Origin of the sequence: Leifsonia sp. TF02-11 (assembly GCF_017565305.1) — a bacterium.
GTDB lineage: Bacteria > Actinomycetota > Actinomycetes > Actinomycetales > Microbacteriaceae > Leifsonia.
Map to the genome: position 1 here is coordinate 207,223 of NZ_JAGEKP010000007.1, position 23,229 is coordinate 230,451.

At 67.8% G+C, this 23,229-nt stretch carries 27 protein-coding genes and 1 tRNA gene; 14 read left to right on the forward strand and 14 right to left on the reverse strand.

Translation table 11 applies throughout. The features are described from left to right. Position 1: 1 nt before the first annotated feature. Positions 2 to 775 carry an SGNH/GDSL hydrolase family protein gene (locus JNB50_RS11250; RefSeq protein WP_208040224.1) on the reverse strand — a complete coding sequence of 258 codons (774 nt, stop codon included), beginning with the start codon at positions 773 to 775 and terminating at the stop codon, positions 2 to 4. Between the two features lie 102 nt (positions 776 to 877). On the opposite strand from JNB50_RS11250, the gene JNB50_RS11255 reads away from it, so the two are divergent. The 3 genes from JNB50_RS11255 (at position 878) to JNB50_RS11265 (ending at position 2,060) form a co-directional block, all read left to right on the forward strand. Beyond that, positions 878 to 967: transfer RNA gene (locus JNB50_RS11255), tRNA-Ser, on the forward strand. Positions 968 to 1,215: 248 nt separating this feature from the next. Next, a complete protein-coding gene (locus JNB50_RS11260; protein WP_208040225.1) occupies positions 1,216 to 1,833 on the forward strand; it encodes a hypothetical protein in 618 nt (205 codons plus the stop codon). Beyond that, positions 1,833 to 2,060 carry a helix-turn-helix transcriptional regulator gene (locus tag JNB50_RS11265; protein ID WP_208040226.1) on the forward strand — a complete coding sequence of 76 codons (228 nt, stop codon included), beginning with the start codon at positions 1,833 to 1,835 and terminating at the stop codon, positions 2,058 to 2,060. The genes JNB50_RS11260 and JNB50_RS11265 overlap by 1 nt, the downstream gene beginning before the upstream one ends. Before the next feature lie 394 nt (positions 2,061 to 2,454). On the opposite strand, the gene JNB50_RS11270 is transcribed toward JNB50_RS11265, so the two are convergent. After that, positions 2,455 to 2,667 (reverse strand): hypothetical protein, encoded by a 213-nt coding sequence (locus JNB50_RS11270; protein ID WP_208040227.1) that lies wholly within the window; start codon positions 2,665 to 2,667, stop codon positions 2,455 to 2,457. A gap of 407 nt (positions 2,668 to 3,074) precedes the next feature. Here JNB50_RS11270 and JNB50_RS11275 point away from each other — a divergent pair, with 407 nt between their 5' ends. The 9 genes from JNB50_RS11275 to JNB50_RS11315 all read left to right on the forward strand — a co-directional run bounded on the left by JNB50_RS11275 (position 3,075) and on the right by JNB50_RS11315 (position 10,658). After that, the gene (locus tag JNB50_RS11275; RefSeq protein WP_208040228.1) at positions 3,075 to 3,395 is read left to right on the forward strand and encodes a hypothetical protein; all 321 of its coding nucleotides are present in this window, start codon (positions 3,075 to 3,077) and stop codon (positions 3,393 to 3,395) included. Between the two features lie 91 nt (positions 3,396 to 3,486). Next, positions 3,487 to 3,975, forward strand: a complete 489-nt coding sequence (locus tag JNB50_RS11280) for a hypothetical protein (RefSeq protein WP_208040229.1) — start codon at positions 3,487 to 3,489, stop codon at positions 3,973 to 3,975. Between the two features lie 701 nt (positions 3,976 to 4,676). Further along, the gene (locus JNB50_RS11285; protein WP_208040230.1) at positions 4,677 to 5,600 is read left to right on the forward strand and encodes an ATP-binding cassette domain-containing protein; all 924 of its coding nucleotides are present in this window, start codon (positions 4,677 to 4,679) and stop codon (positions 5,598 to 5,600) included. Continuing rightward, positions 5,597 to 6,397 carry a hypothetical protein gene (locus JNB50_RS11290; protein WP_208040231.1) on the forward strand — a complete coding sequence of 267 codons (801 nt, stop codon included), beginning with the start codon at positions 5,597 to 5,599 and terminating at the stop codon, positions 6,395 to 6,397. Before JNB50_RS11285 ends, JNB50_RS11290 begins: the two co-directional genes overlap by 4 nt. 19 nt (positions 6,398 to 6,416) lie before the next feature. Then, entirely contained in the window at positions 6,417 to 7,217 is an 801-nt protein-coding gene (locus tag JNB50_RS11295; RefSeq protein ID WP_208040232.1) for a hypothetical protein, read from the forward strand. 88 nt (positions 7,218 to 7,305) lie between these two features. Then, positions 7,306 to 8,520: a sensor histidine kinase gene (locus JNB50_RS11300; RefSeq protein WP_208040233.1), complete on the forward strand. Its 1,215-nt coding sequence runs from the start codon at positions 7,306 to 7,308 to the stop codon at positions 8,518 to 8,520. After that, on the forward strand, positions 8,513 to 9,190 hold the full coding sequence (locus JNB50_RS11305; RefSeq protein WP_208040234.1) for a response regulator transcription factor: 678 nt from the start codon (positions 8,513 to 8,515) through the stop codon (positions 9,188 to 9,190). Before JNB50_RS11300 ends, JNB50_RS11305 begins: the two co-directional genes overlap by 8 nt. Positions 9,191 to 9,294: 104 nt before the next feature. Beyond that, complete coding sequence (locus JNB50_RS11310) at positions 9,295 to 9,669, forward strand: SdpI family protein (protein ID WP_208040235.1); 375 nt, start codon at positions 9,295 to 9,297, stop codon at positions 9,667 to 9,669. Continuing rightward, positions 9,669 to 10,658, forward strand: coding sequence for an AvrD family protein (locus JNB50_RS11315; RefSeq protein WP_208040236.1), 990 nt, complete (start codon positions 9,669 to 9,671; stop codon positions 10,656 to 10,658). The genes JNB50_RS11310 and JNB50_RS11315 overlap by 1 nt, the downstream gene beginning before the upstream one ends. Here the strand turns inward: JNB50_RS11315 and JNB50_RS11320 are convergent. Continuing rightward, entirely contained in the window at positions 10,637 to 11,302 is a 666-nt protein-coding gene (locus JNB50_RS11320) for a ScbR family autoregulator-binding transcription factor (protein WP_208040237.1), read from the reverse strand. The genes JNB50_RS11315 and JNB50_RS11320 overlap by 22 nt on opposite strands. A 62-nt stretch (positions 11,303 to 11,364) precedes the next feature. Between JNB50_RS11320 and JNB50_RS11325 the strand changes: the two genes are divergently transcribed. Beyond that, a complete protein-coding gene (locus tag JNB50_RS11325; protein ID WP_243768393.1) occupies positions 11,365 to 12,318 on the forward strand; it encodes an NAD(P)-dependent oxidoreductase in 954 nt (317 codons plus the stop codon). Here the strand turns inward: JNB50_RS11325 and JNB50_RS11330 are convergent. The 8 genes from JNB50_RS11330 to JNB50_RS11365 form a co-directional block, all read right to left on the reverse strand. After that, on the reverse strand, positions 12,275 to 12,709 hold the full coding sequence (locus tag JNB50_RS11330; protein WP_208040239.1) for a lasso peptide biosynthesis B2 protein: 435 nt from the start codon (positions 12,707 to 12,709) through the stop codon (positions 12,275 to 12,277). The two genes, JNB50_RS11325 and JNB50_RS11330, sit on opposite strands and share 44 nt — an antisense overlap. After that, complete coding sequence (locus JNB50_RS11335; protein WP_208040240.1) at positions 12,706 to 12,984, reverse strand: PqqD family protein; 279 nt, start codon at positions 12,982 to 12,984, stop codon at positions 12,706 to 12,708. The genes JNB50_RS11330 and JNB50_RS11335 overlap by 4 nt, the downstream gene beginning before the upstream one ends. Then, positions 12,981 to 14,786, reverse strand: coding sequence for an asparagine synthase-related protein (locus tag JNB50_RS11340; RefSeq protein WP_208040241.1), 1,806 nt, complete (start codon positions 14,784 to 14,786; stop codon positions 12,981 to 12,983). The genes JNB50_RS11335 and JNB50_RS11340 overlap by 4 nt, the downstream gene beginning before the upstream one ends. A 78-nt stretch (positions 14,787 to 14,864) precedes the next feature. Beyond that, positions 14,865 to 14,975, reverse strand: coding sequence for a lasso RiPP family leader peptide-containing protein (locus tag JNB50_RS11345; protein WP_208040242.1), 111 nt, complete (start codon positions 14,973 to 14,975; stop codon positions 14,865 to 14,867). A 34-nt stretch (positions 14,976 to 15,009) separates the two neighbouring features. Beyond that, positions 15,010 to 15,942 carry a sporulation-delaying protein SdpB family protein gene (locus JNB50_RS11350; protein ID WP_208040243.1) on the reverse strand — a complete coding sequence of 311 codons (933 nt, stop codon included), beginning with the start codon at positions 15,940 to 15,942 and terminating at the stop codon, positions 15,010 to 15,012. Further along, a complete protein-coding gene (locus tag JNB50_RS11355) occupies positions 15,929 to 16,468 on the reverse strand; it encodes an SdpA family antimicrobial peptide system protein (RefSeq protein WP_208040244.1) in 540 nt (179 codons plus the stop codon). The genes JNB50_RS11350 and JNB50_RS11355 overlap by 14 nt, the downstream gene beginning before the upstream one ends. A 127-nt stretch (positions 16,469 to 16,595) precedes the next feature. Next, on the reverse strand, positions 16,596 to 17,219 hold the full coding sequence (locus JNB50_RS11360) for a hypothetical protein (protein WP_208040245.1): 624 nt from the start codon (positions 17,217 to 17,219) through the stop codon (positions 16,596 to 16,598). Between the two features lie 69 nt (positions 17,220 to 17,288). Next, on the reverse strand, positions 17,289 to 17,399 hold the full coding sequence (locus JNB50_RS11365) for a lasso RiPP family leader peptide-containing protein (RefSeq protein WP_208040246.1): 111 nt from the start codon (positions 17,397 to 17,399) through the stop codon (positions 17,289 to 17,291). A gap of 241 nt (positions 17,400 to 17,640) precedes the next feature. Here JNB50_RS11365 and JNB50_RS25510 point away from each other — a divergent pair, with 241 nt between their 5' ends. Further along, positions 17,641 to 17,763, forward strand: a complete 123-nt coding sequence (locus tag JNB50_RS25510) for a hypothetical protein (protein WP_279554310.1) — start codon at positions 17,641 to 17,643, stop codon at positions 17,761 to 17,763. A gap of 62 nt (positions 17,764 to 17,825) precedes the next feature. Here JNB50_RS25510 and JNB50_RS11370 read toward each other — a convergent pair whose 3' ends face one another. From JNB50_RS11370 to JNB50_RS11380, 3 genes are read right to left on the reverse strand one after another with little or no spacing between them, the layout of a single operon-like run. Continuing rightward, positions 17,826 to 19,904, reverse strand: a complete 2,079-nt coding sequence (locus tag JNB50_RS11370; RefSeq protein ID WP_208040247.1) for a family 16 glycoside hydrolase — start codon at positions 19,902 to 19,904, stop codon at positions 17,826 to 17,828. A gap of 54 nt (positions 19,905 to 19,958) precedes the next feature. Further along, on the reverse strand, positions 19,959 to 22,235 hold the full coding sequence (locus JNB50_RS11375) for an FAD-dependent oxidoreductase (protein WP_208040248.1): 2,277 nt from the start codon (positions 22,233 to 22,235) through the stop codon (positions 19,959 to 19,961). Beyond that, the gene (locus JNB50_RS11380) at positions 22,232 to 23,224 is read right to left on the reverse strand and encodes an acetylxylan esterase (RefSeq protein WP_208040249.1); all 993 of its coding nucleotides are present in this window, start codon (positions 23,222 to 23,224) and stop codon (positions 22,232 to 22,234) included. The genes JNB50_RS11375 and JNB50_RS11380 overlap by 4 nt, the downstream gene beginning before the upstream one ends. Positions 23,225 to 23,229 lie beyond the last annotated feature (5 nt).

Sequence of the window (23,229 nt, forward strand, 5' to 3'; positions counted from 1 at the left end):
CTCAGGCGTCGACCGCTGCTCGCCGCGGGAACTTGGCTGTCGCGCGCTCGAGGACGGCAGGCAGGAAGGCGGAAGCCCACACCCGGTAGCCGTGGTCGTTGGGGTGAAACCAGTCCTCGGCGAACTGGGTGATCGCCCTGCGGATCCCTTCACGGCGCATCGCCTCGTGCAGGGGCACCACCGTGAGCCCGCGCGCCTCAGCCTCCTCACGGAGGATGCGGTTGGCGACAGCGACCTTCCGTTCGTTCTTCGGGAAGTAGAAGTACGGAAGGTCCGCAACGATGGCGTCGGAGGGGACGGCCTCCAGAACCCGGCGGATGCCTTCCCTGAACCGTTCGGCGTCGAAGTCGGCGATGTCGTTCGCGCCGATCGACACGGTGACCAGATCGGGCTCGTACCCGGCGAACCGCGGAAGCTGGTCGGCGACCGCCAGCGCGACGGTCGCCCCGGACACCGACAGGTTGACGACGCGCACGCTGCGCCCGGTCGCGGAGCGGACGTGGTCGGCGATGATGCCGACGTAGCTGTTCCGCGGCGCGGACGCGCCGATGCCCTGCGCGGCACTGTCTCCGATCGCGACGTAGAGGATCTCTCCCTCGGTCTGCGCGTGCTCCCGCCACCACGCCGAATGGACGGGAAGAGTCTGATTGATGCGCTCACGCCCGGCCGCGAGCCGGACGTTGTGCTGAGCCCACGCCGACCGCACGACCAGCGAGCTTGCAGTGACGACAGCGACGGCGCCGCTCACCCACACCGCCGGTCTCAGGAACCCCATCCCGGCAGCGTACCTCGCGGTTCGGGGCGGCAGCTGCGGATCACCCGCGAGCACGACCCCCTCGATTGGCGACCGCGCCGCGCTTCCAGTAAACTCGTCGGCGGTACCGTGTCCGAGCGGCCGAAGGTGCAACTCTCGAAAAGTTGTGTGGGTGAAAGCCCACCGTGGGTTCAAATCCCACCGGTACCGCCATCGTAAAACCCCCGCGATCCCCGTGTTTACACGGGATCCGGGGGTTTTCTCATGTCGCCCTTCGAAGGTGCAGTAACGCAGCGGTAACAGATCGTTCGGAAGGGCTCGCTGAGAAGCGGCCCCCGTCGACGCTGGGTCAGCGACGGTTCGCCGTGGCCTCTGCGGGTTGTGTTCTCTTTCGGGTTATGCAATCTTAATGATAGTCGATATTATCGAAATTCGATATTATCCAGTGGGGAGAACCAAGTATGAGCACTATCCAGCAGACCAGGATGTCGACGGGCGACCGAGTGTCTATCGTCGCGTTCATCGCGGCCGGCATCGTCCTCGCCGGCTGGTCGGTCGTACAGGCGGTGACGGCCATCCTCGACGCGGTGGGCAATCGCGACGTCCGCGTGCTCGCTGCTTTCGATGGCACGGTCGCGCTCGTGCCGATCGGCCCGGGAGGGGCGATGAAGGAGGTAGAGTTGGCGACCGCCTTCGTGACGGCACCGGAGCTGCCCGTCGCGTCGTTCGCCGCCCTCATCCTCCGTGAGGTGCTCGGTGCGCTCACCATCGTCGCCATCATCGCCTGCCTGACCTGGCTGGCGGTGAACGTGCTGCGCGGACGCATCTTCTGCCGCACCAATACGGTCCTCGTGGCCACAGCGTCCATCGGTGGCGTGATCGCGTGGGCGTCGCTCGCCCTGTTCGAAACGATGGTCGCCAATGGAGCGATCGCGCGGATCAGCGATCGCGGCTTCGACAACCCCGTGATGTCCATCCCGGTGCAGACGCTGCTGCTGGTTGGCTTCGCCAGTGCGATCGTCGCGACGGCGTTCACGGTGGGAGACCGCCTGCGGCGCGACACCGAGGGCCTGGTCTGATGGGTGACGAGGACTCGGGCGTCCACTGCCGGTTGGATGCACTGCTCGCCGAGCGCGGGATGACGGTGGTACGGCTCTCGGAACTGGTCGGCGTGAGCGTCGTGAACCTGTCCGTTCTCAAGAACGACCGGGCAAAGGCCATCCGCTTCTCGACGCTCGTAGCGATCTGTCGGGCGTTGGACTGCGAGGTCGGCGACCTCCTCGTGTTGGCGCAGCAGTCAGTGTGAACCGGGTTCTCGTGGCTGCGGCGCGCGGGCGAGTTCGGAGTCGGCCTCGTTGTGCTTCGGCGGCGATTGCCGAAAGAGAGCGGCGTCTACGCGTTTTACTGAAGCCCTGCCGTCGACGACCTGAGACTGACGTCGCTGGGCGGCGAGCACTTCCGGTGAGCCCGCTTGTGCGGAGGCGCTCACGAGCGCGAGTTCCAGCACGCCCTCGGGGGCACGTCTGGCGACTTCGAGCGGCGACATATCCGCCCACGCTCGTACGCAGCAGCGCGAACTTCTCGGGTGCGTTCCGTGGCAAATGGTTCGTCGGAAAGGTTTTCGGGCTCTGATTGAGTGGCCGAATGGGACGACCGGCCCGCTTCCTGTGTCCCTGCTCAGGAGCGCCGTCTTCCGTCTATCACCCACGCGATACCGGCACCCGATAGTTGCGGCGTGCGTTCGAAACCCGGTCTCGTCGCCAGACGACGACCGCGCCGGCTGCCGAGAGCAAGAACACAATACTGCCCGCCACTAACCATCCCGTTTGCGTGGCGTGGAGGTCATCGGAGACGACCGCCATCTCCTCATAGGAGCGGCCCTGGTCCTGGTAGGCCGAGAACGTGGTCTTCATGGGTGCGCACCTATCCGACGGGGTCATCACCTCATCGCCGCAACGGACGCCGCTGGTCTGCGCCAGGCCAACGGCGGCGAACACCGCGAACGCCGCAGCAACGACCGACACAACGAGAAGGGCACGAAACATCCATCGCATGACAGAAGAACACCACAACCGGATGGCCCTCATCAAGGGGCCATCCGGTTGCGGCGCGCCCGCCTTGGCATCGGCCGGGACGCAGCGTTAGGCGAGCAGGTGCGGAGTAGCGCCGGCATGTCCAGGTGAACATGTCGTGGGCATGTTGTCCGAGAATTGGACATCGCTCCGGAGAAACCTGCGGAACGAGCCATCGCGGTCGAGAATGACACGCGATTTGGGGGCCGCCGGCAGGGACCGTCCGGCGTCGGCGATCAGTACCCGCCGTGATCGCTCTCAGCGGTGACACCCTGATCGGGCAGGCGCCGGCTCTGACCGGTCCGGAGCGACTGACGCTCACGCACCAGGTCGACACGATCGGTGCCGTGATCGGCCGCCCCGTGGCGGTGATCGGGCAGATCGAGGCGGAGTCCACCGCGATGCTCTCGCAGTACGTCCCCGAAGTGTGGGTGCGGCAGGTCGTGAAGGACTGGCGTGAAGCCGTCGGCGCGACCCCGGCGATCTCGACCGGGTACGAACGCATCACCGGGAAGCCGTCACGCTCTTTCAGCACCTGGGTCGAGGACAACGCGCACCTGTTCCGCTGAACACCCTCCGACCGAGAACGGCACACGCGGCGATGTCGAGCTCGCTCATCACCCCGGGGGGCACGGGCTCTCCTCTCGCTAGGATCTCTGGGTGCAGCAGAACACGTTTGGGGACGAGGATTTTGCCAGGGCAATGCGGAGTCCCGGGCGTGCCCGGAGGTGGCTGGTGGCCCGCTCTGACCGGCCCGACCTCATTCTGGTCGAGGAGCTGAACGCACTTGAGAGAGCCTTGGGCAGGAGTGCGTCGACCGGCCGGGGCATCTTTGACAGTGGGGTCGTGGTTGGGGGAATTCTGTTCTCTGTGCTGATCGGGATGCTGGCGCTGGCCTTCGCTCTACCGCGTCACGCCGAGGTCGTGCCAGCAATCCTGTTCACACTCATCAGTATGGGAACGCTTCTCCTGCTCCCGATGGCCCTCATCGTCTGGGGTGGGATCATGGAGGGAAGCGCGCTTAGAACCTTGCGCGAGATGGATCTCTTGCGGGTTCAGGCTGCCCGGCTGAGCCGCGGTCAGCGCTCGAACTCGAGTGGTCGTCGCTCGTCGAACCAGCTCCGTTGGGCCTCCCGGGCGCGTGGGTAGGTTCGTGGCATGACCGCCTCGCCTCGACGACGCTGGTGCATGAACTCGCGGCGGACGCGTGGGTACGGAGGGATGCTCTTGCCGTTATCGCGATCGTCGTATCGGCCGTCGCGCTGATCGTGTCGGCGATCAACGTCTGGATCAACATTCAGAACCGTCGGGCTAGCGCGGCTGCGGGTTCCTGCTCTGAACGCCAGGTGCGGCCGCAAAGGAACTCTTCGGCGAGGATGCGGTTGCAGCACTCGCTCTTTCCATTTTGCCGCTTTGGCCGTGGCTTGCGACATCGTCACTTTGATGTAGGTTCCGAATTCGATCCCCCGAGGCCAGATGCCGCCGCTGCTCGACGGCGGCTTGGGCATTGTGACCAGTGACAGGCTCGGGCTGGCATCGACAGTCTGTTGGATCTGTTCGTCCGTCCATCCCTCAGCGTTGAGCTGCTGGGCAGAATTGCTGCCGTCGCTTAGAGACAGGTCAGAACGGTGCCAGGGGCTCAGGCACATTTCCGGCCAAAAACGCATCTGCCAGGGCGACAGCCGATGGACCATGCATCCGGGGAACCTGCAACGGGATTGCGACTGCTTCGCCCGGCAGCGCACCAAACGCGGCAATGCCGCGCCGCCCGATCGCAATTCAACCCACGGCTGGTGTTTTTCCACTACTCCCGATCCCTATTCTGCAATCGACGACGGAGGTGGGTGCGCATGACGATCTCGATCGAGGGGCTGAGCAAGAGGTATGGCGGGCGGTACGCCATCCGAGACGTCTCATTCGAGGTCCATCCGGGGATAGTGACTGGTTTCCTCGGTCCGAACGGCGCGGGCAAATCGACCACCCTGCGCTCGATCGTCGGTCTCGATCGTCCGACGGCCGGACGGGCGTTGATCGATGGGACGCCGTATCGCAAACTGAGGGCACCACTCCTGGAAGTCGGCACGCTGCTTGACGGCGGGTCCGCACACAAGGCCCGAACGGCAGTCGACCATCTGCGTTGGATCGCGGCGACCCACGGGATCGGACGACGACGGGTGGGCGAGGTGATGGAGCTGGCCGGGCTTGGCAGCGTCGCGCGTCGGCGCGTCGGCGGATTCTCGCTCGGGATGACCCAGCGCCTTGGCATCGCGGTCGCGCTTCTCGGAGACCCCCACACGCTCATCCTGGATGAACCGGTGAACGGGCTCGATCCCGACGGGGTGACCTGGTTGCGTGGACTGCTCGCGGGATTCGCCGCCTCCGGCGGTACGGTCTTCCTCTCGTCCCATCTTCTCGGCGAGCTATCGCTCATCGCCCAGCACATCGTGGTGATCGGCCGGGGGCAGATCATCGCGGACAAGCCGCTCAGCGAGCTGGTCAGCCCGCGGCCGATCGTGCACGTGCGCACGCCGTCCCTCCCCGAACTGACACTGCTCCTGGCTGGTGAAGGGGTCACTGTCGCGAACGTCGCCGCGGGCACGGCGGAGTTGGAGGGGATCAGCGCAGAGGCGGTGGCCGAACGCGCCGCCTCTGCTGGGATCGTCCTCTATGAGCTGCGCAATGCGACCACGCAGCTCGAGGACGCGTACAACATGTTGACCCGCGACGCTGTTGAGTACGGGATGCCCGACCGGCCGGGACCTACAGAGGCATGATCGCGGACGTCTCTTCCCTCGGGCGCGTGCGCGGGGGCCGCGTCACTCTCGGGCGCGTCGTGATCGCGGAATGGATCAAGTTCCTGACCATCCCATCGAATCCGATCTGCCTCGGCGTTGCGTTTGTCGCCCTCGCCGGCTTCGGGCCTGCGGCGGCTTTGTCGCGGGCACTGTCCGGCGAAGGCGCGGCGCGCCCCTTCGGCACGGGCGACGCCCTCGTGTCCGTGCAGGGTGTACAGCTGCTCGTCGCCGTCGTCGGCGCGGTCTATTTCGCCTCCGAATTCCTCTACGGAGGCATCCGTCCTAGCGTGCTAGCGGTACCCGGACGTCTCCAGCTGGTGGTGGCCAAGGCGTTCGTCCTCGTAGCGGCGGTCTTCGTGATCGGAGCGGCAGGAGCGCTCGTGACCCTGTCGATCGTCCCGCTCGCGCTGGGCGCAGATGCGTCGTTCGATCTGCCGCCGCGTCTAGCGGCGCGCCTCGTGATCGGAACGGGACTCGAGCTCGCCGCCATCGGCATGCTCGCCCTCGGGATCGGCGGCCTGGTCCGGTCCGTCACCGGCTCCGTGGTGGCGGTGCTGGCACTGCTCGGATTCGCACCGTTCGCCCTCGCCGTCGTCCCGGTGGCCTGGCTGCAGAACCTGGCGGTCTGGCTCCCGAGCGCCGCCGGGCTGGCCGTGTTGCAAGGTGAAGGAGGCGCTAAGTCCGTCGGCCCCTGGGAGGGACTCGGGGTCTCGTTCTGCTGGGCGGTGGCGGCGCTGGTTCTGGCAGCGGTCACGCTGGTGCGCCGGGATGCGTGAGGAGCGCGAGGTGGCGGAGATGACAGCAGCGCGGACGAACGCGTTGTCGCGGTCGACGGGACTGATCTCATCGGAGTGGCTCAAGTTCTGGACGATCCGCTCGAACATCGTCCTCGTGGCCGTGTGCACGGTCTGGGCGCCGGCGAGCGCGTCGCTGTCGTCGAGCGCGCTGGCCCAGCGCGCGACCGACAGCGATCTCGGTCGGCGCAGCGCCGTGGTCACCGCGTATACCTTTCTGGACTCCATCTTGTGGCTTCAGCTCTTGCTTGTGGTCGTCGCCGTCCTGTTCGCCACCTCGGAGTACTCCAGCAGGCAGATCCGCGTGACGCTCCTGGCGGTTCCGGCCCGCGCCCCGGTGCCGGTGGCGAAGGCGATCGTCATCGGTGTTGTGGCCTTCCTCATCGGTGTCGTGGGCGCTGGATCCGCGCAGGCACTTCCCGCCGCGCTCCTCGTCGGTAGCACGGTCGAATACGATTCGAGCCTCGGCCAAGGGGTGGCGTTCGCACTCGCGGCAGGACTCTACCTCGCGGCGATCTCCATCGTGACGCTCTCCATAGGAGTCCTGGTGAAGAACGCCGTCGTGGGCATCCTCATCCCTCTCGCACTGTTCACGATCGTCCCGGCGATGCTCGGATCGACCGGAGTCGCCGCCCTCGACCGCGCTGCCGGATTCTTCCCCACCATTGCAGGGCGGGTTCTCATCTCCACGTTCGCGAATCCGGCCGGCCTCAGTCACCTGGCCGGGATGGCGGTCCTCTGTGGATGGGCCGTGCTCGGTCTCGCCGGAGCCGCCCTCGTGTACAGATTCCGCGACGCCTGACCTGACTATGCCTCCCAGCGCCGATCACGGAAGAATGGGGATCAGGCTCGGGGAAGAGCCGCAGACGTGGACGCAGGGAGGGGCGGACATGACCTCGCGCATCACCGCGGCGGACCTGAACGACCGGTGGCCGGCAGCGCGCCGCCTGCTTGCCGGGCACCGTCGTACGGTCGACGCATGCCTCGCCGTCCTGTTCGCCGGGGTGCCCATCGTGGCTGCGGCCGTACTCGCCTCCCCGGGATGGCCTGCCACACTCGCCGCCCTCGCACTCGCGGGCGGCGCGCTGTTCTGGCGCCGCGGGCACCCACTCGTCGTCGTGGCGGTCGTCGCGGCGCTCACCGTCGCACCCGCTCCGTCGTATCTGGTCGTGCCCCTCGCGCTCGCTGTTTACACTGCGGCCGTCGAAACTCCGCCCTTGCGTGCCCTGCTCGGCTACGGGATGGCCGTCGTCGTTCCGATCGTGATCACAACCGGGAAGCACCTGCTCGGACTGCCGGCGAACACGGCACCGATTGCGCCGAATCCGATCACTCTTGGGGCGAATGTGGTGGAGCCCCTGCTCGTAGTCGCCCTGGTCGCCGGGCTCATCGTGCGGGCCGCGGCGGTGCACCGCTCCGATCTGGCCGCACTGCTCAACCAGCGGATCGACAACGCGACCGTTCTCGAGCGCAACCGCATCACCGGCGAGATGCACGACGTGGTGGGACACTCGCTGACCGTCATGATCGCGCTGGCGAATGGTGCTGCCGCGAGCTGGGAGAAGCACCCCGAGGAGTCAGCGGTCGCGGTGCGGCGCGTGGCAGAGGTCGGCCAGTCCGCCCTTCTCGACCTGCAGCGCACGCTCAGGATGCTCCGGGAAGCCGACCGGTCGCTGGACGAGACGCTCGACGATTCGGGAGTGGCCGCGCCACCACTCGAGCATCTCATCGAACTCTTCCGCGATGCTGGTCTGCCTGTCCGGCTCGTCCGCCGTGGTCCCGCGCTCCCCGACGATGCGCTGCTCTGCAACGCGGTCCATCGGATCGTCCGGGAGGCGCTGACCAACGCGCTCCGGTACGCGGCCGAGCCGACCCTTGTGGAAGTCTCGATCGAGCGTACCGGCGACGACGTCGTGATCCGCGTCGTCGACGACGGTGACGGACGCGCCACGCCGTCGCGCGGCACGGGGAGCGGCCTTCTGGGCATCCGGGAGCGTGCCAACGCCCTGTCCGGCACCTCCGGCGCGGGCCGCAGGGACGGAGGAGGCTGGGAGACGTGGGCGGTCCTCCCGGTCGGGAACGCAGCAGGCGGTGGACATGGCTGATCCGAGGATCATCCGCGTCCTGATCGTGGACGACCAGCAGCTGGCCCGATTCGGGCACTCGCTCGTGTTGCGCAGCGCGGACGACATCGAGGTGGCCGGTGAGGCGGCTGACGGACCGTCAGCGGTGTCGCTGGCCCTCGAACTGCGACCGGATGTCGTCCTGATGGATGTCCGGATGCCCAGGATGAGCGGAATCGAGGCGACGGCGCAGATCACGCGCGGCTCTCCCGGTACGAGTGTGATCGTCATGACCTCGTTCGATCTTGACCGCTACGCGTTCGGCGCGCTGGATGCGGGCGCGTCGGCCTTCCTCCTTAAAAGCACCGGCCCCGATGAGTTGCTGGCCGCCGTGCGGACGGTCGCCGGCGGTGACGCGGTCGTCGAACCGCGGATCACCCGGAAGCTGATCGAGCACTACACGGCCGGCGAGCTCGGTCGTCCCGTGCGGGCGCCGCGTCCGTCTGAGCTGGAGTCGCTGAGTCCGCGAGAGTACGACGTCCTCCTCTCGATCGCGGAGGGGATGACCAACACGGAGATCGCCGCCCACCACCACCTTTCTCCGGCGACGGTCAAGAGCCACGTGAACCGGCTGTTCAGCAAGCTCGGCCTGCGCGATCGCGTCCAGGCGGTCATCCTGGCTCATCGGCTTGGGCTGACACGAGACTCCTGACGCGACCCACGGAGAATCAACCTCGGGTTGGTGTTTTCGGCACGGGGTGAATCGTAGTTTGGTCCCGTCCGGATCGCAGCCGCGTGGGACGGAAGGGGGTAGTCATGGTCGGGGTCGTCGTGGGGTCGCTGCTCATCATCGTGGTGAGCGCACTGGTGCTATGGTGGGCCTCTGCAAGCAAGCGGGGCACGCTGCGCCGGAATCACATCCTGGGCTACCGCACGCGGTTCACGCTGAGCGACGACGACGTGTGGGTGACGGTGAACCGGGCGATCGCCCCTTTCCTGTTCATCGCGGGCATCGGCGCGATCTTCGGGGCGGTCGTGGCGCTGGTGGTCGGCTTGATCGGCGCGCCCGAGGCGGGTGCGATCGTGATCGTGGTGAGCGTCGCCTGGATCTTCGTGTGGCTTGTCCTGACGCTCATCCCCGCCCACGCACGCGCTCGCGCCCTCAAACAGCGCACGGCGACGGCCCGCTGATGCGCACGCTCACGCTGCCTGCCCAGGAGGCCGGCACCAGCACGGACCGTGGTTTCGACCGCTACTTGGGACCTGCGTCGTCTCGGTACTTCGGGAGCGGATATCGCAAGGTGGCCTACGGGATCGATCGAATCGGCATCCACCCAGGACGGAGCGCTCTTTCGGCGGTGGGCTCCGTCGGCTATCCGGTGGACTGGTCCGTCAAAGACGGGCGTCAGTCGCGAGCGCACCTGAGCACCATCGACGGGGTGACCCTCGCCCTCGTCCTCTCGCACATGCTCGACGCCGAAGCCAACGACGGGACGCGCTCACTCGCCCGGTCTATCGAGGTGAGGGCGGGGGCGAAGGCGATGACGGAGCTCCACGCCGTGCCGCTCTCCCTCCGACGGGCAGTGGGCGACTCCGCCGTCGAAACCCAGGACGGGCCGACCTTCACCAGCAGGATCGGCACCCTCTCGGTGACGATCGGGACGTGGGCGACGTCCGGCCCGCGCGTCGGCGTGCAGGCGCACGGCCCGGCACCCTCGCACCTGGCTTTCACCGGGGATCACGCGCACGCAACGGACTATGTGTCGGAGCTGGTCGCTCAGCCTTCCCACAGGTCGTCTGCGAGCTTCGACCATTGGGCTTCGGCACGCGCGGACACTGCAGGCGAACATCCCGTCGGCGAGTATGCGGCCCGGTTCGTCGACCCACTGGTCCTCGCCGGCCAGATGGCCGAAGTCCTGCTGTACTCCCGGGCAGGAGTTGACCGCGCGTCAACCGGCAACCTGTGGATGCGGAGGGCGGCCGTGCAGTTGTCCTCCCGGTCGGCGGAGTCGCCATCGTTCTGCCACGCCACCATCCGCGTGACCAAGGAACTCACGATCGAGCGAAACGGCCGGCGACTCCAGTGCGTCGATATCCTCGTCGATGATCTGTTCGGCACCCGGATCGCCGCATCCCTGGCGTACGAGGTCGCAACGACTCAGCCGCGGGTGGTCGGCTGAGGCACCCGGAACACGGATTCGACGACGGAGAGGAGCCGCGGCTGGTGCTCGGGGACAACCGAAGCGGTGATGATCACCCGCCACATCACGTCGAGGACGGAGTAAAGGTCCTGCCGGCCGTTGAGCACGTTCGCGACGAGATGCACGCCCGAGAAGTAGGGGACGAGCGTCCGGCCCAGCTCCTGGGGTGTGAACGCGGAATTCAGAGTCCCATTCTCGTCCGCGCGGGCGAAGAGGGCGCTCACCGACCCGATCCACTCCTCGTAATAGCCGGCGGTGGGCGCCGAGAGCGTCCCCTCCTCCAGCGACAGGCGCATCCCGGCGCGCACCACCGGGTCCGTCAGGATGTGCGCCGCGATCGCCCGCGACCCTTCGATCAGTGCTTCGAGGGGACGCTCGTCGATAGCCTCCGGCGGGATGGCGTCGAATGTGCGGGCGTTTTGTTCAGCGATGATCGCGAGCGCAAGGTCGTCCTTGGAGGGAAAGTAGAAATACATCGAGCCGGAAGTGGAGCCGGACTCCCGCGAGATGTCGGAGAGCGACGCCTGGGCGAAGCCGACCCGGTCGAAGACCCTGGCCGCTCCTTCGAGGACCGCCAGGCGGCGGGCATAGCCGCGAGGCTGTTGTGGCTGGCGTGCAGGCATCGGGGGACACTCCTCGCGACGGGGGACGACCATCGTACCGTCAGCGCTCAGGAGCAGCCGAGATGACGGGCGGGAAAGTCTTCCTCACGGGGGCGGACGGATTCATCGGCTCGGCGATCGCCCGGGCGCTGGGCGAACACAGAGTCGACATGGTCCGGCACGTGCGGCCGGGACGGAGGGAGCCCTCTTCGCCGCTGCCTGGGAGCAAGGCCCCGGCCGACCTGGCGCACGCGGGCGAGCTGGCGCAGGCGATGCGCGGCGCGCGCATCATCATCCATGCCGCCGCTCACGTCGGCGTGGATCCGGTACTGCAGCGCGAGGTGAATGTCGAGGGGACGAGGAACATGGTGGCTGCCGCGCAGGCGGTCGGGGCGGGACGGCTGATCTACCTGAGCACTACCGGCGTCTACGGCGGTCAGTCGCTGCACGGTGAGACGGAGGAACAGGCAGTGGCGCGTCCCGTCTCGACACTCAGTCGTAGCCGGTACGAAGCCGAGAGGATCGTTCTCGACGCCGGCGGCACAGTGGTGCGCCCGAACCTCGTTTTCGGCACAGGCGATCGATGGTTCCTGGGCCCCCTCATCCGGCTGATGATGTTCGTCGGTGGATGGATCGGCGATGGCGATGCGCGCGTGTCGACGATCGAACGCCTGGAGCTCGGGCGTCTGGTGGCGAGGCTGGCGCTCGCCGAACATCCCGCGGGCGTTTACCACGCAGCCGCTCCGGCACCCGTGCCCGTCCGCTCCCTGGTTGCACCGGTTCTTGCACGACTGGGGATGCCCGCGCTTCGGACGACGGTCGCCGTCGAGCGGGCGATCTCCCAAGCTGCCCCGCTCGGTGTGAGCCCGCGTCAGATCGCGATGGTGGCCGTCGACAACTGGCTGAACGTCACGAAGATCTGGCACGCAGCGGGTGGCGTCGCCCTCCCGGCGACCGTTAGCGACACGATCGCCGACTGGTATGCCGAGCAGCTCACACAGCCCGGGCCAGGCCGGCGGGAACCCGCATCGTCGTGACGAAGCCGGCTGCCAGCCCGGACGGCTCACGTACCGGCACGCCGTCCACCTCCACCCAGGCGTGGGCGCGGAACGGATTCGTCGCGGCGCCCGCACACCAGTCCGGCCACGCACCGTGCAACCGGCAGACCAGTGCCACCGCGAGCGATCGCTGCAGACAGTAGCGTCCCGCGCAGCGAGAGCTCACCGTGACCACGGCGTCGAGCGAGTGCTCCACGAGCTCGCGACTTGCGGGGTGAGAGCGGCGCGCGAGTCGCGCGAGCAGGCCCTCGAGGTGGGCGGGGCGCAAGCGCGCGAGCCCGAAAGCGAACGGCACGATCAGCGATGCCAGGATGCGCGAGCGGGCCGGTACCGGGGCCGTTGCGCTCATCCCGATCAGTGCGTCGCTCACCGTGCGACGATCCCTACCTCGCGGAGCTGCGCGACGAGGGCGTCGACGTCCGATCGGACGATCGCGAGGTCGGCCGCTTCGTATCGACCGGTGATCGCATGGGCGATCTCGTCCCGAGTGAGGCCGTCGATCAGGCCCTCGATGACATCCGCCGCGGAGGAGTTCACCTGGCTGTAGGCGCCGGAGCGCTTGTCGAGGACGATCCCGCCGTCGGGTGTGCGGCGGAAGACGACCCCCGCCCGGATACGGTCGGTCGTGGTCTCTGCGTCTGTCATGGTCTCTCCAGGAGGCTTTGCGCGGTCGCTGCTCGCAACCAGCGATCCGCGGCGAGGTGGAATTCGAAGGGATAGAACCGCGACGCGTCGGGTTGTATCCGGGTGAGGAAATCGGTGACGGCGTCTCCGCGCACGAGTCCGCGCGTCACAAGGGGCGAGTGGTCGACATCAGCGGCGATGTCCCTGCGGACCCGGTTGTAGCCGTCGTAGATGAGTGAGACGTAGTCGCCTTTGGACTTCCGTCCGAGCAATTCATCCGGAACGACGCCACGCGACGCAGCGGCGAGGACAGGTTTGAACGAGGTCGTGTTGAGACGATCGCTCAGCCGGACGCTGAGCGACAGTTCGACGATCCTGTCATCGAGGAAGGGCGCCTCGTACCTCACCCCCTCAGCGCGAAACTCCGCATCCAGTGCGCGGTGGATCTGCCCGTTGCGTCCGATCATCGCGAAAGACACCGCATCCGCCTCGGCGAGGGCGCGCGGGAGCGCGGACACGTCGATTCCCTCGAGCAGCCCGTGCACCTGGAGGGAAGCCAAGGGTGTGGCCCACGGCGAGAGTGAGAACGGGACATCCCATCCTGCCGAAGGACGCGGAGGCTCTGGCAGGTGAACGTGCGCGACTCGGTCGCGGACCCACCGCGTGTGCGAGCGCCGGACCAGCGCTTGCCGGACGGTGCGAGCGCGGGGCCAGCGATGCACCGAGGCCATCCCCATCGCCGCGGGGATGGCAGTCGCCGGCTCCTCGCGCATGAGGCCGGGAAGGATTGATTCGTCCGGATAGTACAGCTCGTCGCCGCCGGAGCCCGCGATGTGCAGTCGGCTGCCCTCGCGGCGGAGCACTGTAGCCATCGCACGGTGCATGCCCTCGGTTCGGATGGACGGCGACGGCTCGTCGGCGAACTCAGGTGTCGCGCTGTCCCAGGTCGCGAACCAGTGGTCCAGAGACCCGGGGGCGAGTTCGATCAGGTCGGAGCCCATGAGGGCGCCGGCCTGCCTCGCCCAGCGGACATCCTCGTTCAGTGCGTCGTCGACCGTCAGATGCGTCGCGACCAATGTCTCGACGTGCTGCTTCGTGAAGAACGCGAGAGAGGTGGAGTCCATCCCTCCGGAGAGATCGGAGCTGACGCGTCCGTCCGCGGAGCGGGCGCGCGCGGCGACGGCGGCATGCAAGGCTTCCTTGAGGAGCGGGGCGACGACATCGAGGGGCAGGCGCTCGGTCGGGAAGCGCCAGCGTTCGCCGCGTTCGGCGCGGTGACGTGAGGCCGGGAACGAGAGGTATTCGGTCGGCAGTAGATTCTCGAGGCCGTGCCAGTACGACGGCTCTGACAGCGGCCACGGCGGACGCGGCACCAGAAGTGACAGGGCGAGGGCGTCCTCACGGAGCGGAGCGGTCACCAGCTCGCGAAGCAGTCCGATGCTGTTGGACGCGCCCAAGGCCCGCTCGCCCGTCGAATAGGAGACGCGGCGGAAACTGGACAACGAACCCCAGATCCGCGTCTCCGAGGAATCGGAGTACACGACGAAGTAGGAGCCGCTGATCGTCGCATGGATCCCGTGCAGAGCGTCCGGCTGAGCCGCCCGCTCAAGGACGGCGCGGAGCTGACCGGAATCCGCGCCGAACGTCCCGATCAGGCTGAGGCGACGGTCGCCCGTGGTGACCGTCAGGAATTCCTCCGGGAGCCAGTCGCCCACGATGTGCGGTCGCCCTGAAGGATGCAGGATCCGCTCGGCCACCGGCGACAGCGCCGTCTGGTCGAGCGGCAACGCGCCGGCATGGTCCGGCAGCACGATGAACCTCATCGAAGTCGTTCCCTTCGTCGGGTCGCGGTGGGGCGCCGGCCTGCCTAGCCCGTGCGCCCCACCTCGAGCTCTTCTAGATCAGAACCACCAGCCGAGCACGTCGGTCCAGTAACCCTTCGACGTGAACGCGGTGTCCTTGGCGAATGTCCCGACACTGATGATCTGCGGGGTCTCGTAAGCGGCGCTCATGGTCTCACCTCCTCCCTAACCTTGACGGAGCTCCTCACGACGAGGAGGCTTCAAGCTCCGTGACGTCGTCGTCGACGGCGCCCGGAGAGTCGGGAGGCGGATCGGTTTCGCGGCGGGTCGGGGTGCCCGAACGGACCGTGGCGATGATCACGAGGCCGATCATGACGAGGCCGAAGCTCCACAGCCCGATCGTCACGATGATGCCGACATGCAGGAGGATCGAGAGGACGAGTGCGACAGAGCGCCCGCGGTCGCGGCCGACCATGATCAGCACGCCGATCGATATCTCGAGGGCCATCGCACCCCACGTCGCGAGGGCCACGATGACCGGCGAGGAGGTGAAGAACAGGCCGATGCTCCGCACGACGCCGGAGGCGCCGAATGTCGAGTCCCGGAGCACGTAGTACTCCGCGGTTCCGGTCAGCCACTTGTCGCTGGCCACTTTCGCGATGCCGGAGTCGATGTAGATGATCGCCGCTTGGAGGCGGACCGCCCAGATGGTCGCGAAGGCGATGCCCTGACGGATCGGGCCGAGCGGGGCCTCGTGGCGCCAGGCCCAGAGCCGGCGGTCGGTGAGGCAGTACGGGATGAGCAGCAGCGTCACGATCCGCGCGGCGATGTCGCCGCCGTCCGGTAGGGCGATGCTCACGCTGAGCGAGAAGGACACCCACGCGTGTACCATCCCGGATGGTCCGGGCAAGAACCCGCTCGCTACGAGGATCAGGAGAGCGAACATGAGCCAGTGCGCCAGTGCGGGATTCCCCGAGAGCGCTGGGACGCAGTACAGCGAGATCGCCTTCACGCCGTCGCAGTATGGTGCGGGCTGCTGACCGATCACGGGAACGAGCAATGCCTGAGGCGTCGTGAAGAGGAGGTACGTCGCCTGACCGATGGCGATGACCGAGCGGCCGACGCCGATTCCGAGCTGTTGCGGGTCGAACCGTTGGACGTAGTCATTCAGCCGCATGGGTGCTCCCGCCTCCGTTCGCGCAGTGGACGTCGAGCAGCACGTACTTGTCGACGAGATAGGTGGGCACGTCAGAGAACCCGCGATAGCTCCACGGCGACTGGTGCTGCTGCGTGATCACGACCTCGCCGCACACTGTCGGCACCGGGCTCTGGTTGCTGATGGCCAGGGCGCGGTGGGCGGTCGAGATGCACGCGCTCGTCTGGTCGGTGCAGTCGATCCAGTCGGACTCGGCGACGCCGGCAGCGAGGAAGGCGAGTTCCGGGCCTTGGGCGCGCTGGGCGCGCGACAGACCCCAGAAGTTCTGCGCCTTCGTCTGAGGCGTGGCCACGATGTCCGTCAGCGATTCGTTGCCTTCAATCTGATACACGCCGAGCTGCGCCGACTGCGGGTCCTTGGTGAAGAAGTTCCAGCCCTGCTGGATGAAGGTCCCGTACCCCTGGCGCACCGCGTTGGAGACATCCGCTGTCACAACCGTCGGCGGTATGGAGAGGAGCACCGAAACGAGCAGTGCTCCGCCCAGCACTGCCCCAGTCGTCGAGAATGCGATCGACGCGGCATGCCTGCGGATCCATCGCCACGCTTGTTCCACTGTTACCCCCCCTCCTGCGGCGCGTGGGACCGGGAGTCTCCGCTCCCGGTCCCACGGCTCATCAGAGCGCCGACGCGATCGACGCTGCAGCCTGCTGCTTCGTCAGATCGGTGGGTGCGCTCGCCCCGGCTGCGCGGGGGGTGTTGTGCACGTAGGTCACGTTGGTCGTCGAGACGACCACCACAACCAGCGCGGCGCCCGCCACCACGGCGGCACCGACCACGAAGACCACGCCGAGCACGACGCAGTCCGTGTGCACACCGGTGTCCGGCGTGGACCCCGTGCTCTTGGCGAGCGTGAGGATGGTGCGGTTGTACGCGTCGATCGCACGCTCCACCTTCAGCGGGTTGCCGCTCTGAAGCGGAACCGTGACGTGATCATGGAATGCGGGATCGATCGCCGTGACTTTCGACAGGAGCTGTGCGACCTGCGCAGCGGTGTGTCTCTTCTCCGGGGCGTCGTAGCCGAGCGAGTGGATGAGGCCCGGGTGATCGGCCTCAATCCGCCCGGAGCCGAGTGCGAGGAATTCGACAGCATCGGTGTCGCTGTATGCGCGTGCCGACGCGGTCGCGTGCGAGGCATGCGACGAGTCAGTGGCGGCCATCGCGGGCGCTGCCGTGAGGCCGCCTCCCGCGAGTAGCAGGGCCGCCGCACTGACCAGGGCGATTGTGCGTTTATGAGCCATTTCAGTCCTTCGTTCAGGGTGTTCTGGTGAAGGGCCGGGCACCGCCCGGCCGAGAAAGGTCGATTCTGATCAGAACCACCAGCCGAGGACGTCGATCCAGTTGCCGTAGTGCGTGAACGCGGTGTCGCGTGCGAAATCGCCGACGGTGGCGATCTCGGGCTTCTCGTAAGCGCGGACCATTGAACTCACCCCCCTCCGAGTTCGGGGCAAGCGCGTTCTCGGTGGAAGAGGAGCCCTGATCGGGTGTCTCAGCCAAAGGTGCCGCCCCTCGGCACCGTGCTTGCGGGAACAATGTATAGGGCGCTCAACTTAGTTTGCAAGCATCAATGTGTCGCAGTTCGGAGCAAACCGTCTCGGCCCCTTCGCTCTGACGAACCTTGTGCTGCCCTAACAGTGGTTCGACGAACCAGAGACGATGGGCATGAAGACCCAGCGCACGTTCGACTACACACTCGGCGCCTACGGGGACTACTTCTTGATCTTCGGACTCCAAGGAGGCGGAAGGCTGGCGATCGACGACATCACCGTACAGCTCCTGCACTAGCTCGATTGGAGACTCCTCGGCAGCGATGCTGCCGCTCGGCGTGGCCACACACCTACGTCCCCCTACCCCCGCACCACGACCTCGTCGACCAGCGCCGCCGAGGACGCCGTCCGCACACCGACCGCGCCGGACGCCGGTTGCGATGCCGGGTTCGTCCAGCTGATCAGCTTCGTGCCGTTCAGCCAGCCGTCCACCGCGGCCCCGCGGACGTCGGCGCGCAGCGAGACGATCTGGCCCGTCGGGACGGCGGCCGGCTGGGACGCGACCAGCGTGAGCGTTCCGGCCACCTTCGTGTAGAGCTCGACTGCCGAGGTGGTGAGGTTGAGGCGCAGCATCAGGTAGTTGCCGGCGTCCTGGTACCGCACCAGGATGCCCGCGTTGCCCGCCGGTGTCGTCACCGCGAGCCGCGCGGTAACGGTGTAATCGGTCCACGCGGCGGACCCGGTGGTCGCCACCGCCTCGCCGGTCACCGAGCCCTGCCGAAGCGCGCTCGGCCATCCTCCGACGCTCCACGACCCGCTCACGGGAGTCCAACCGTCCAGGGCGCCGTCCTCGAAGGTGGCACTGGAGAGGACGGCGGCGACGCCGCCCTCCACCGCGCCGCGGTCGGGCCCCGCGCCCTGATAGAGCTGACGCCCGGCGAAGTCGAGGCCGCCGTTGGACGCGATCGGCGCTCCCGAATCGATGGAGGGCGAACCGGCACTCGGAGCGTAGGCGGCCGCCGCATCCGCGATCGACGTCGCACCTCCCGGGGCGGCGAGCTGCGGGTCGGTGGTGAGCTTGCCGGTGTGCGGCGCCGCCGACGAGTTGGTGCCGTAGAACGTGTTGTTCGCGTAGGACGCACCACCGCCGACCGCGTAGGTGCCAGAGGCCTGGTTGATGAAGATGTTGTCGGCGTACGTCGCGACGCCGGCCGAGTTGGACGTGGTGAGCAGGCCGGTCTGCCCCTGCGACCGGTAGACCACGTTGTTGTAGACGGCGAGGCTGCCGCCCCCGAACGGAATGCTGAAGGCGCCCTGCTGGTCGAGGTCGTTCTGAGAGATGTTGTAGCGGAAGACGTTGTTCGAGGTGTTGTTCATCATCAGCAGCGTGCCGCCCTCGTTGTCATGGCTGTAGTTGTACTGATAGACGCTGTTGCGCACCTCCACGTCGAAGTCCCAGGGCTGGCCGTCGCCGCCGATACGGCGCGTGCGCGATGCCTCGTTGTACTGGAACACGGCTCCGGAGGTGTAGTACGCCCACTGCGCAGCCACCACATCCACGGCGGGCAGGTACGTGACGACCGCGGTGTTCGCATCGGTGTACTTGCCGATCCGGTCGGTCGTGTTGTATTCGACGAGCGGGTTCACTCCTGCCCGGACGAGGATTCCGTCGCGGTGGATCCGCGTCACGGTGTTGCGGCGGATCACAAGGTTCGTGAACGCGTCGTGGGTGTGCGTCCAGGTGGACCCGGAGACGAAGGCGTCGGTCATGGTCTGGATGCCGGTGTCCGCGACGTTGTCGACGGTGTTTCCCTGGATGAGCACGTCGTCCCAGGTGCTCTCGGGGTCCCCGGACGCCAGGCGCCTGGCGTGGAAGTTGATGCCCCCGGTGCGCCGGTCGTTGCCGAAGACGTCGTGGATGTCGTTGTCGAGGATGCGGATGTCCGAGAACGCGCCGCCTCCCGCTCCGGCGCCCAGCACCAGGATGCCGTTGCGCCTCATCGACGTGCTGAACTGTCCGCTGGTGATCTCGAGATCGCTGATCGTCCAGTGCGATCCATTGGTGATCCGCACCCCGAATCCCTCGCCGCCGACCGCGGTGTTCCCGAAGTCGATGACCGGCTTGGCTCCCGTGCCGTACCGGCCGACCACGATCGGGTCGCCGGCGGAGCCGGAACCGGTGAGGTCCAGGTACTGGTTGGTCCAGGTGCTCCCCGCTTTGAGCAGGACCTGCGTGCCCGGCCCCAACGCCGTCGCGTTCACCTTGGCCAGCGACTTCCAGGGTGCGGACGCGGACGTTCCCGCGTTCGTGTCGGCGCCGGCCGCCGCGTCGACGTAGTAGGTCGTGCCGACCGCCTGCGCCGGTGTCGGCGCGGCCACGAGACCGGCAAGCACGGCGATCGCCGCGATTGCGGCCGGAAACAGCTCACGTGTTCTCATTAGTTCCTCCTTGAACCGTTGGATGGTGCTCGTACTCGGGGGTGCCTGGTCAGGTCAGGCGGGGTAGCAACGCAGCTCGAACACGGCCGCCGATGCGTCGCCGTTCGCGGCGACGATCTCGATCGAGAGCTCGTCGACATCCAGCGGATGGTCCAGCACGATCGTGTTCCGCGTCTGGTGGTTGTCGGTGCGCTCGGCGACCACCGTGCCGCCGGCGCGGACGACGTAGTGGCGGACGCAGAACGGCACCGCGGCCTCCGCGTGGTCCCACAGCACCGACTCCATGGCGTGGTCGAAGTCCGTGTCGAAGCCGAGCTCGACCCGTCCGATCCGCTGCGGCCGCTCCCAGCGTGCGGTGAGAACCGGACGCGTGTCGTCCTCCGCCGCGACCCAGGCGTTGGGCTGTGCGGTGGGGCGGGCGTGGCCGTTGCGCACCGCCGCGGCGGGCCAGGCCAGGAGCGGTCGGTCGAGGGTGACGGCGAGGTTGTGACCGCCGGGACGTCGCTCGGGCGTCCAGAACTCGACGCGGGGCCGGCCGAGTGAGGGATCAGCCTCCTGCGTGGACGTGTGCCGGACGGAGAGGAGGCCGGTCACCCGCCGGGTGGAAGTCCGGACCGAGACGTGCTCGTTCTGCAGGAGCGCCACGAAGACGAAGCGCGGTTCGTCGATCGCCGCGTCGACCGCCACCTCGATCCGCTGTCTCTCGCCCGGCTCGAGCTCGAACGTCTTCGTGGCGAGCACGACGTCGGGTGTGTAGTCGTCGGGGCGGTTCCCGGTGCGGATCTCGACCTCGAGCGTCGTGGACGCCGAGACGTCCACGAGCAGGCTCACCGTGGGGACAGGTCCGGCACCGACGGGCAGCAGCTGTGCGCGCGAGTGGTCGAGGGGCACGACCGGTCCGTCGTCGGGCAGTGTTGCCACAGCGAGCTCGCTCGATGCGGTCAGGGTCGCGCGCCCGATCAGGTCCTCCGGGTCGTCCAACGCCATCCCGGGGATGTGCTGACCGGTGCGCAACAGCCTCCGCTGCAGCAACCGCAGGCGCGATGGCTCGAGCAGCTCCGCCGGGAGCACGCCGTCCTGCGCGCACAGCGCCGCCGCCATCCCGGCCGCCTGCCCGACCTGGCCTGCCGTGGCCATCACCCGGGTCGAGCCGAAGGCGACGTGCGACACGCTGATGAGCCGGCCCGCGAGCAGCAGGTTGGGAACGTCACGGCTGACCAGGCAGCGATACGGGATCCCATAGACCCCGCGCGGGTGCAGGTGGCTGCTTCCGTCGCGTTCGCTGTAGACGCCGTCCGCCGGGTGCAGGTCGATGGACCACCCGCCGGAGGCGATGGCGTCATCGTGCGGGCGCTGCTCGACCACGTCCTGCTGACGAAGCATGTAGAGGCCCTCGAAACGGCGGCTTTCGCGCTTCCCGGGGATCACGCCGGCCCACTCCAGCGTGAGCGTCTCCGCCTCGGGGAACTCGCCCGAGTTCTTCAGGTGGTTCCAGACCCCGTAGACCACCCTCCAGAGCTCCCACTTGATCTCCTCGGTGTCGTGGACGGTGTCCAGGCGGCCGCCGTACTCGATCCACCACAACCGGCACCCCTGGATGCTCGTGTCGAAGCTGCGCCAGCGCGGGATCCGGGTGATGTCGTCCAGCGCGAAGCTCGGCGGAACGTAGCGGACGGGCGTGCCCACGTCCTTGCTGTAGAAATAGATGGACTGGCCGAGCAACCGTCCGAACGACTCGTCCGGCGCGAACTGCTCGCCGAACTCCTCCTTCGCCTCGGCGCCCATGCGGTACGCCGCCCCCGCGAGGAAGCCGAGCACACCGTCGCCGGACGCATCGCAGAAGACCGGTGCGGACAGCTCGTACATCGTCGAGTTCTGACTGCAGAACGCGGTCACGGAGCGGATGCTTTTCCCGTCTTTCGACACGGCGATCGCCGCGGTGTTCAGGAGGAGCGTGAGGTTCGGCTCGGAAACCGCCTTCTCCAGCAGGACGGTGTCGAAGACGACCGCATTGCCTTCGGGGTTGCGGTACAGGTTCTCCACGAGGATCTCGTCGATCACGCCGCCTTCGCGGGACCAGCGGTTGTTGTTGAACATGTGCGCCGTCGCGCCCAGCACCCACAGCCGCACCTCGCTCGAGGCGTTCCCGCCCAGCACCGGCCGATCCTGCACCAGGACGACGCGCGCTCCCTCCCTGGCGGCGGTGATCGCCGCGCAGGTGCCGGCGATGCCGCCGCCGACGACGACCAGCTCCGCGTCCTTCGTCTCCGTGCGGAAGCTCCGCTGCTCTCGTGCGGGCTCGGTGCTGAGCAGGTTCGTCGAGGTGGTCATGAGCGGATTTCTCCTTCGAGGCGTTCCAGGCGGTGCCGAAGCCAGGCGGCCTGAACGGGCCAGTGGGCAGCGCGCCCGCCTTCGTGCTGGTTGAACGGATAGTCGACGACGTCGGCGCCGTTCGGGTGGCGGTTCGCGGCGGCGTAGACGGTGGAGGGCGGGCAGGTCTGATCCATCAGCCCCACCGAGTACAGGGCGGGCGCGGTGATGCGGGTGGCGAAGTTCGCGCCGTCGAAGTACGACAGCGTGGAGAAGACCCGCTCGGTCTGGTCGTGGTGGACGGCGAGGTACGTGACGATCTCGCCATAGGGGATGCTGGCGGTCATTCCGACAGCTCGTTCGAAGTGGCACAGGAAGGGCACGTCGGGCATCACGGCGACCAGCTCGTCGCTGAGCCCCGCGGAGGCGATGGCGATCCCGCCGCCCTGGCTGGTGCCGGTGACGGCCACCCGGAGGGGGTCGACGAGGTCGAGCGAGCGGAGGGCGTCGATCAGGAGCACGGCATCCGTGAACACCCGCCGGTAGTAGTAGTCGTCCGGGTTCTGGATCCCGCGCGTGACGAAGCCGGGAGCCGAGGGGCCGGCACCGTGCGGATCGGGGGTGGCGCCGCCCGCTCCCCACGCGCTGCCCTGTCCGCGCGTGTCCATGACTGCCCAGACGTAACCGGCGTTCACCCAGGCGAGGCGTTCGTGCGGGAGCGAGCGGCCGCCCCCGTAGCCGACGTACTCGACGACCGCCGGCAGCGGTCCGGCGGCGCCCGCCGGAGCGAGGATCCAGGCGCGGATGGGGTCGCCGCCGAACCCGCTGAAGGTCACGTCGTACACCTCCACCAGCGTGAGGGAGGACTCCGTGCGCGTGAGCAGGGGCGGTCGCGCGGCGGAGCGCGCCTCGTCGAGGGTGCGCTGCCAGAACGCGTCGAAGTCCGCCGGCTCGGCGATGGCCGGGCGGTACTCGCGGAGCTCTGCGGGACTCAGGTCGAAGCGGGGCACGCCGA

Excerpts from the sequence above, each read along its gene's own strand:
- JNB50_RS11250 (WP_208040224.1), bottom strand. The coding sequence starts at position 775 with ATGGGGTTCCTGAGACCGGCGGTGTGGGTGAGCGGCGCCGTCGCTGTC.
- JNB50_RS11260 (WP_208040225.1), top strand. The coding sequence starts at position 1,216 with ATGAGCACTATCCAGCAGACCAGGATGTCGACGGGCGACCGAGTGTCT.
- JNB50_RS11265 (WP_208040226.1), top strand. The coding sequence starts at position 1,833 with ATGGGTGACGAGGACTCGGGCGTCCACTGCCGGTTGGATGCACTGCTC.
- JNB50_RS11270 (WP_208040227.1), bottom strand. The coding sequence starts at position 2,667 with ATGAAGACCACGTTCTCGGCCTACCAGGACCAGGGCCGCTCCTATGAG.
- JNB50_RS11285 (WP_208040230.1), top strand. The coding sequence starts at position 4,677 with ATGACGATCTCGATCGAGGGGCTGAGCAAGAGGTATGGCGGGCGGTAC.
- JNB50_RS11290 (WP_208040231.1), top strand. The coding sequence starts at position 5,597 with ATGATCGCGGACGTCTCTTCCCTCGGGCGCGTGCGCGGGGGCCGCGTC.
- JNB50_RS11295 (WP_208040232.1), top strand. The coding sequence starts at position 6,417 with ATGACAGCAGCGCGGACGAACGCGTTGTCGCGGTCGACGGGACTGATC.
- JNB50_RS11300 (WP_208040233.1), top strand. The coding sequence starts at position 7,306 with ATGACCTCGCGCATCACCGCGGCGGACCTGAACGACCGGTGGCCGGCA.
- JNB50_RS11305 (WP_208040234.1), top strand. The coding sequence starts at position 8,513 with ATGGCTGATCCGAGGATCATCCGCGTCCTGATCGTGGACGACCAGCAG.
- JNB50_RS11310 (WP_208040235.1), top strand. The coding sequence starts at position 9,295 with ATGGTCGGGGTCGTCGTGGGGTCGCTGCTCATCATCGTGGTGAGCGCA.
- JNB50_RS11315 (WP_208040236.1), top strand. The coding sequence starts at position 9,669 with ATGCGCACGCTCACGCTGCCTGCCCAGGAGGCCGGCACCAGCACGGAC.
- JNB50_RS11320 (WP_208040237.1), bottom strand. The coding sequence starts at position 11,302 with ATGCCTGCACGCCAGCCACAACAGCCTCGCGGCTATGCCCGCCGCCTG.
- JNB50_RS11325 (WP_243768393.1), top strand. The coding sequence starts at position 11,365 with ATGACGGGCGGGAAAGTCTTCCTCACGGGGGCGGACGGATTCATCGGC.
- JNB50_RS11335 (WP_208040240.1), bottom strand. The coding sequence starts at position 12,984 with ATGACAGACGCAGAGACCACGACCGACCGTATCCGGGCGGGGGTCGTC.
- JNB50_RS11340 (WP_208040241.1), bottom strand. The coding sequence starts at position 14,786 with ATGAGGTTCATCGTGCTGCCGGACCATGCCGGCGCGTTGCCGCTCGAC.
- JNB50_RS11345 (WP_208040242.1), bottom strand. The coding sequence starts at position 14,975 with ATGAGCGCCGCTTACGAGACCCCGCAGATCATCAGTGTCGGGACATTC.
- JNB50_RS11350 (WP_208040243.1), bottom strand. The coding sequence starts at position 15,942 with ATGCGGCTGAATGACTACGTCCAACGGTTCGACCCGCAACAGCTCGGA.
- JNB50_RS11360 (WP_208040245.1), bottom strand. The coding sequence starts at position 17,219 with ATGGCTCATAAACGCACAATCGCCCTGGTCAGTGCGGCGGCCCTGCTA.
- JNB50_RS11365 (WP_208040246.1), bottom strand. The coding sequence starts at position 17,399 with ATGGTCCGCGCTTACGAGAAGCCCGAGATCGCCACCGTCGGCGATTTC.
- JNB50_RS25510 (WP_279554310.1), top strand. The coding sequence starts at position 17,641 with ATGAAGACCCAGCGCACGTTCGACTACACACTCGGCGCCTACGGGGAC.
- JNB50_RS11370 (WP_208040247.1), bottom strand. The coding sequence starts at position 19,904 with ATGAGAACACGTGAGCTGTTTCCGGCCGCAATCGCGGCGATCGCCGTG.
- JNB50_RS11375 (WP_208040248.1), bottom strand. The coding sequence starts at position 22,235 with ATGACCACCTCGACGAACCTGCTCAGCACCGAGCCCGCACGAGAGCAG.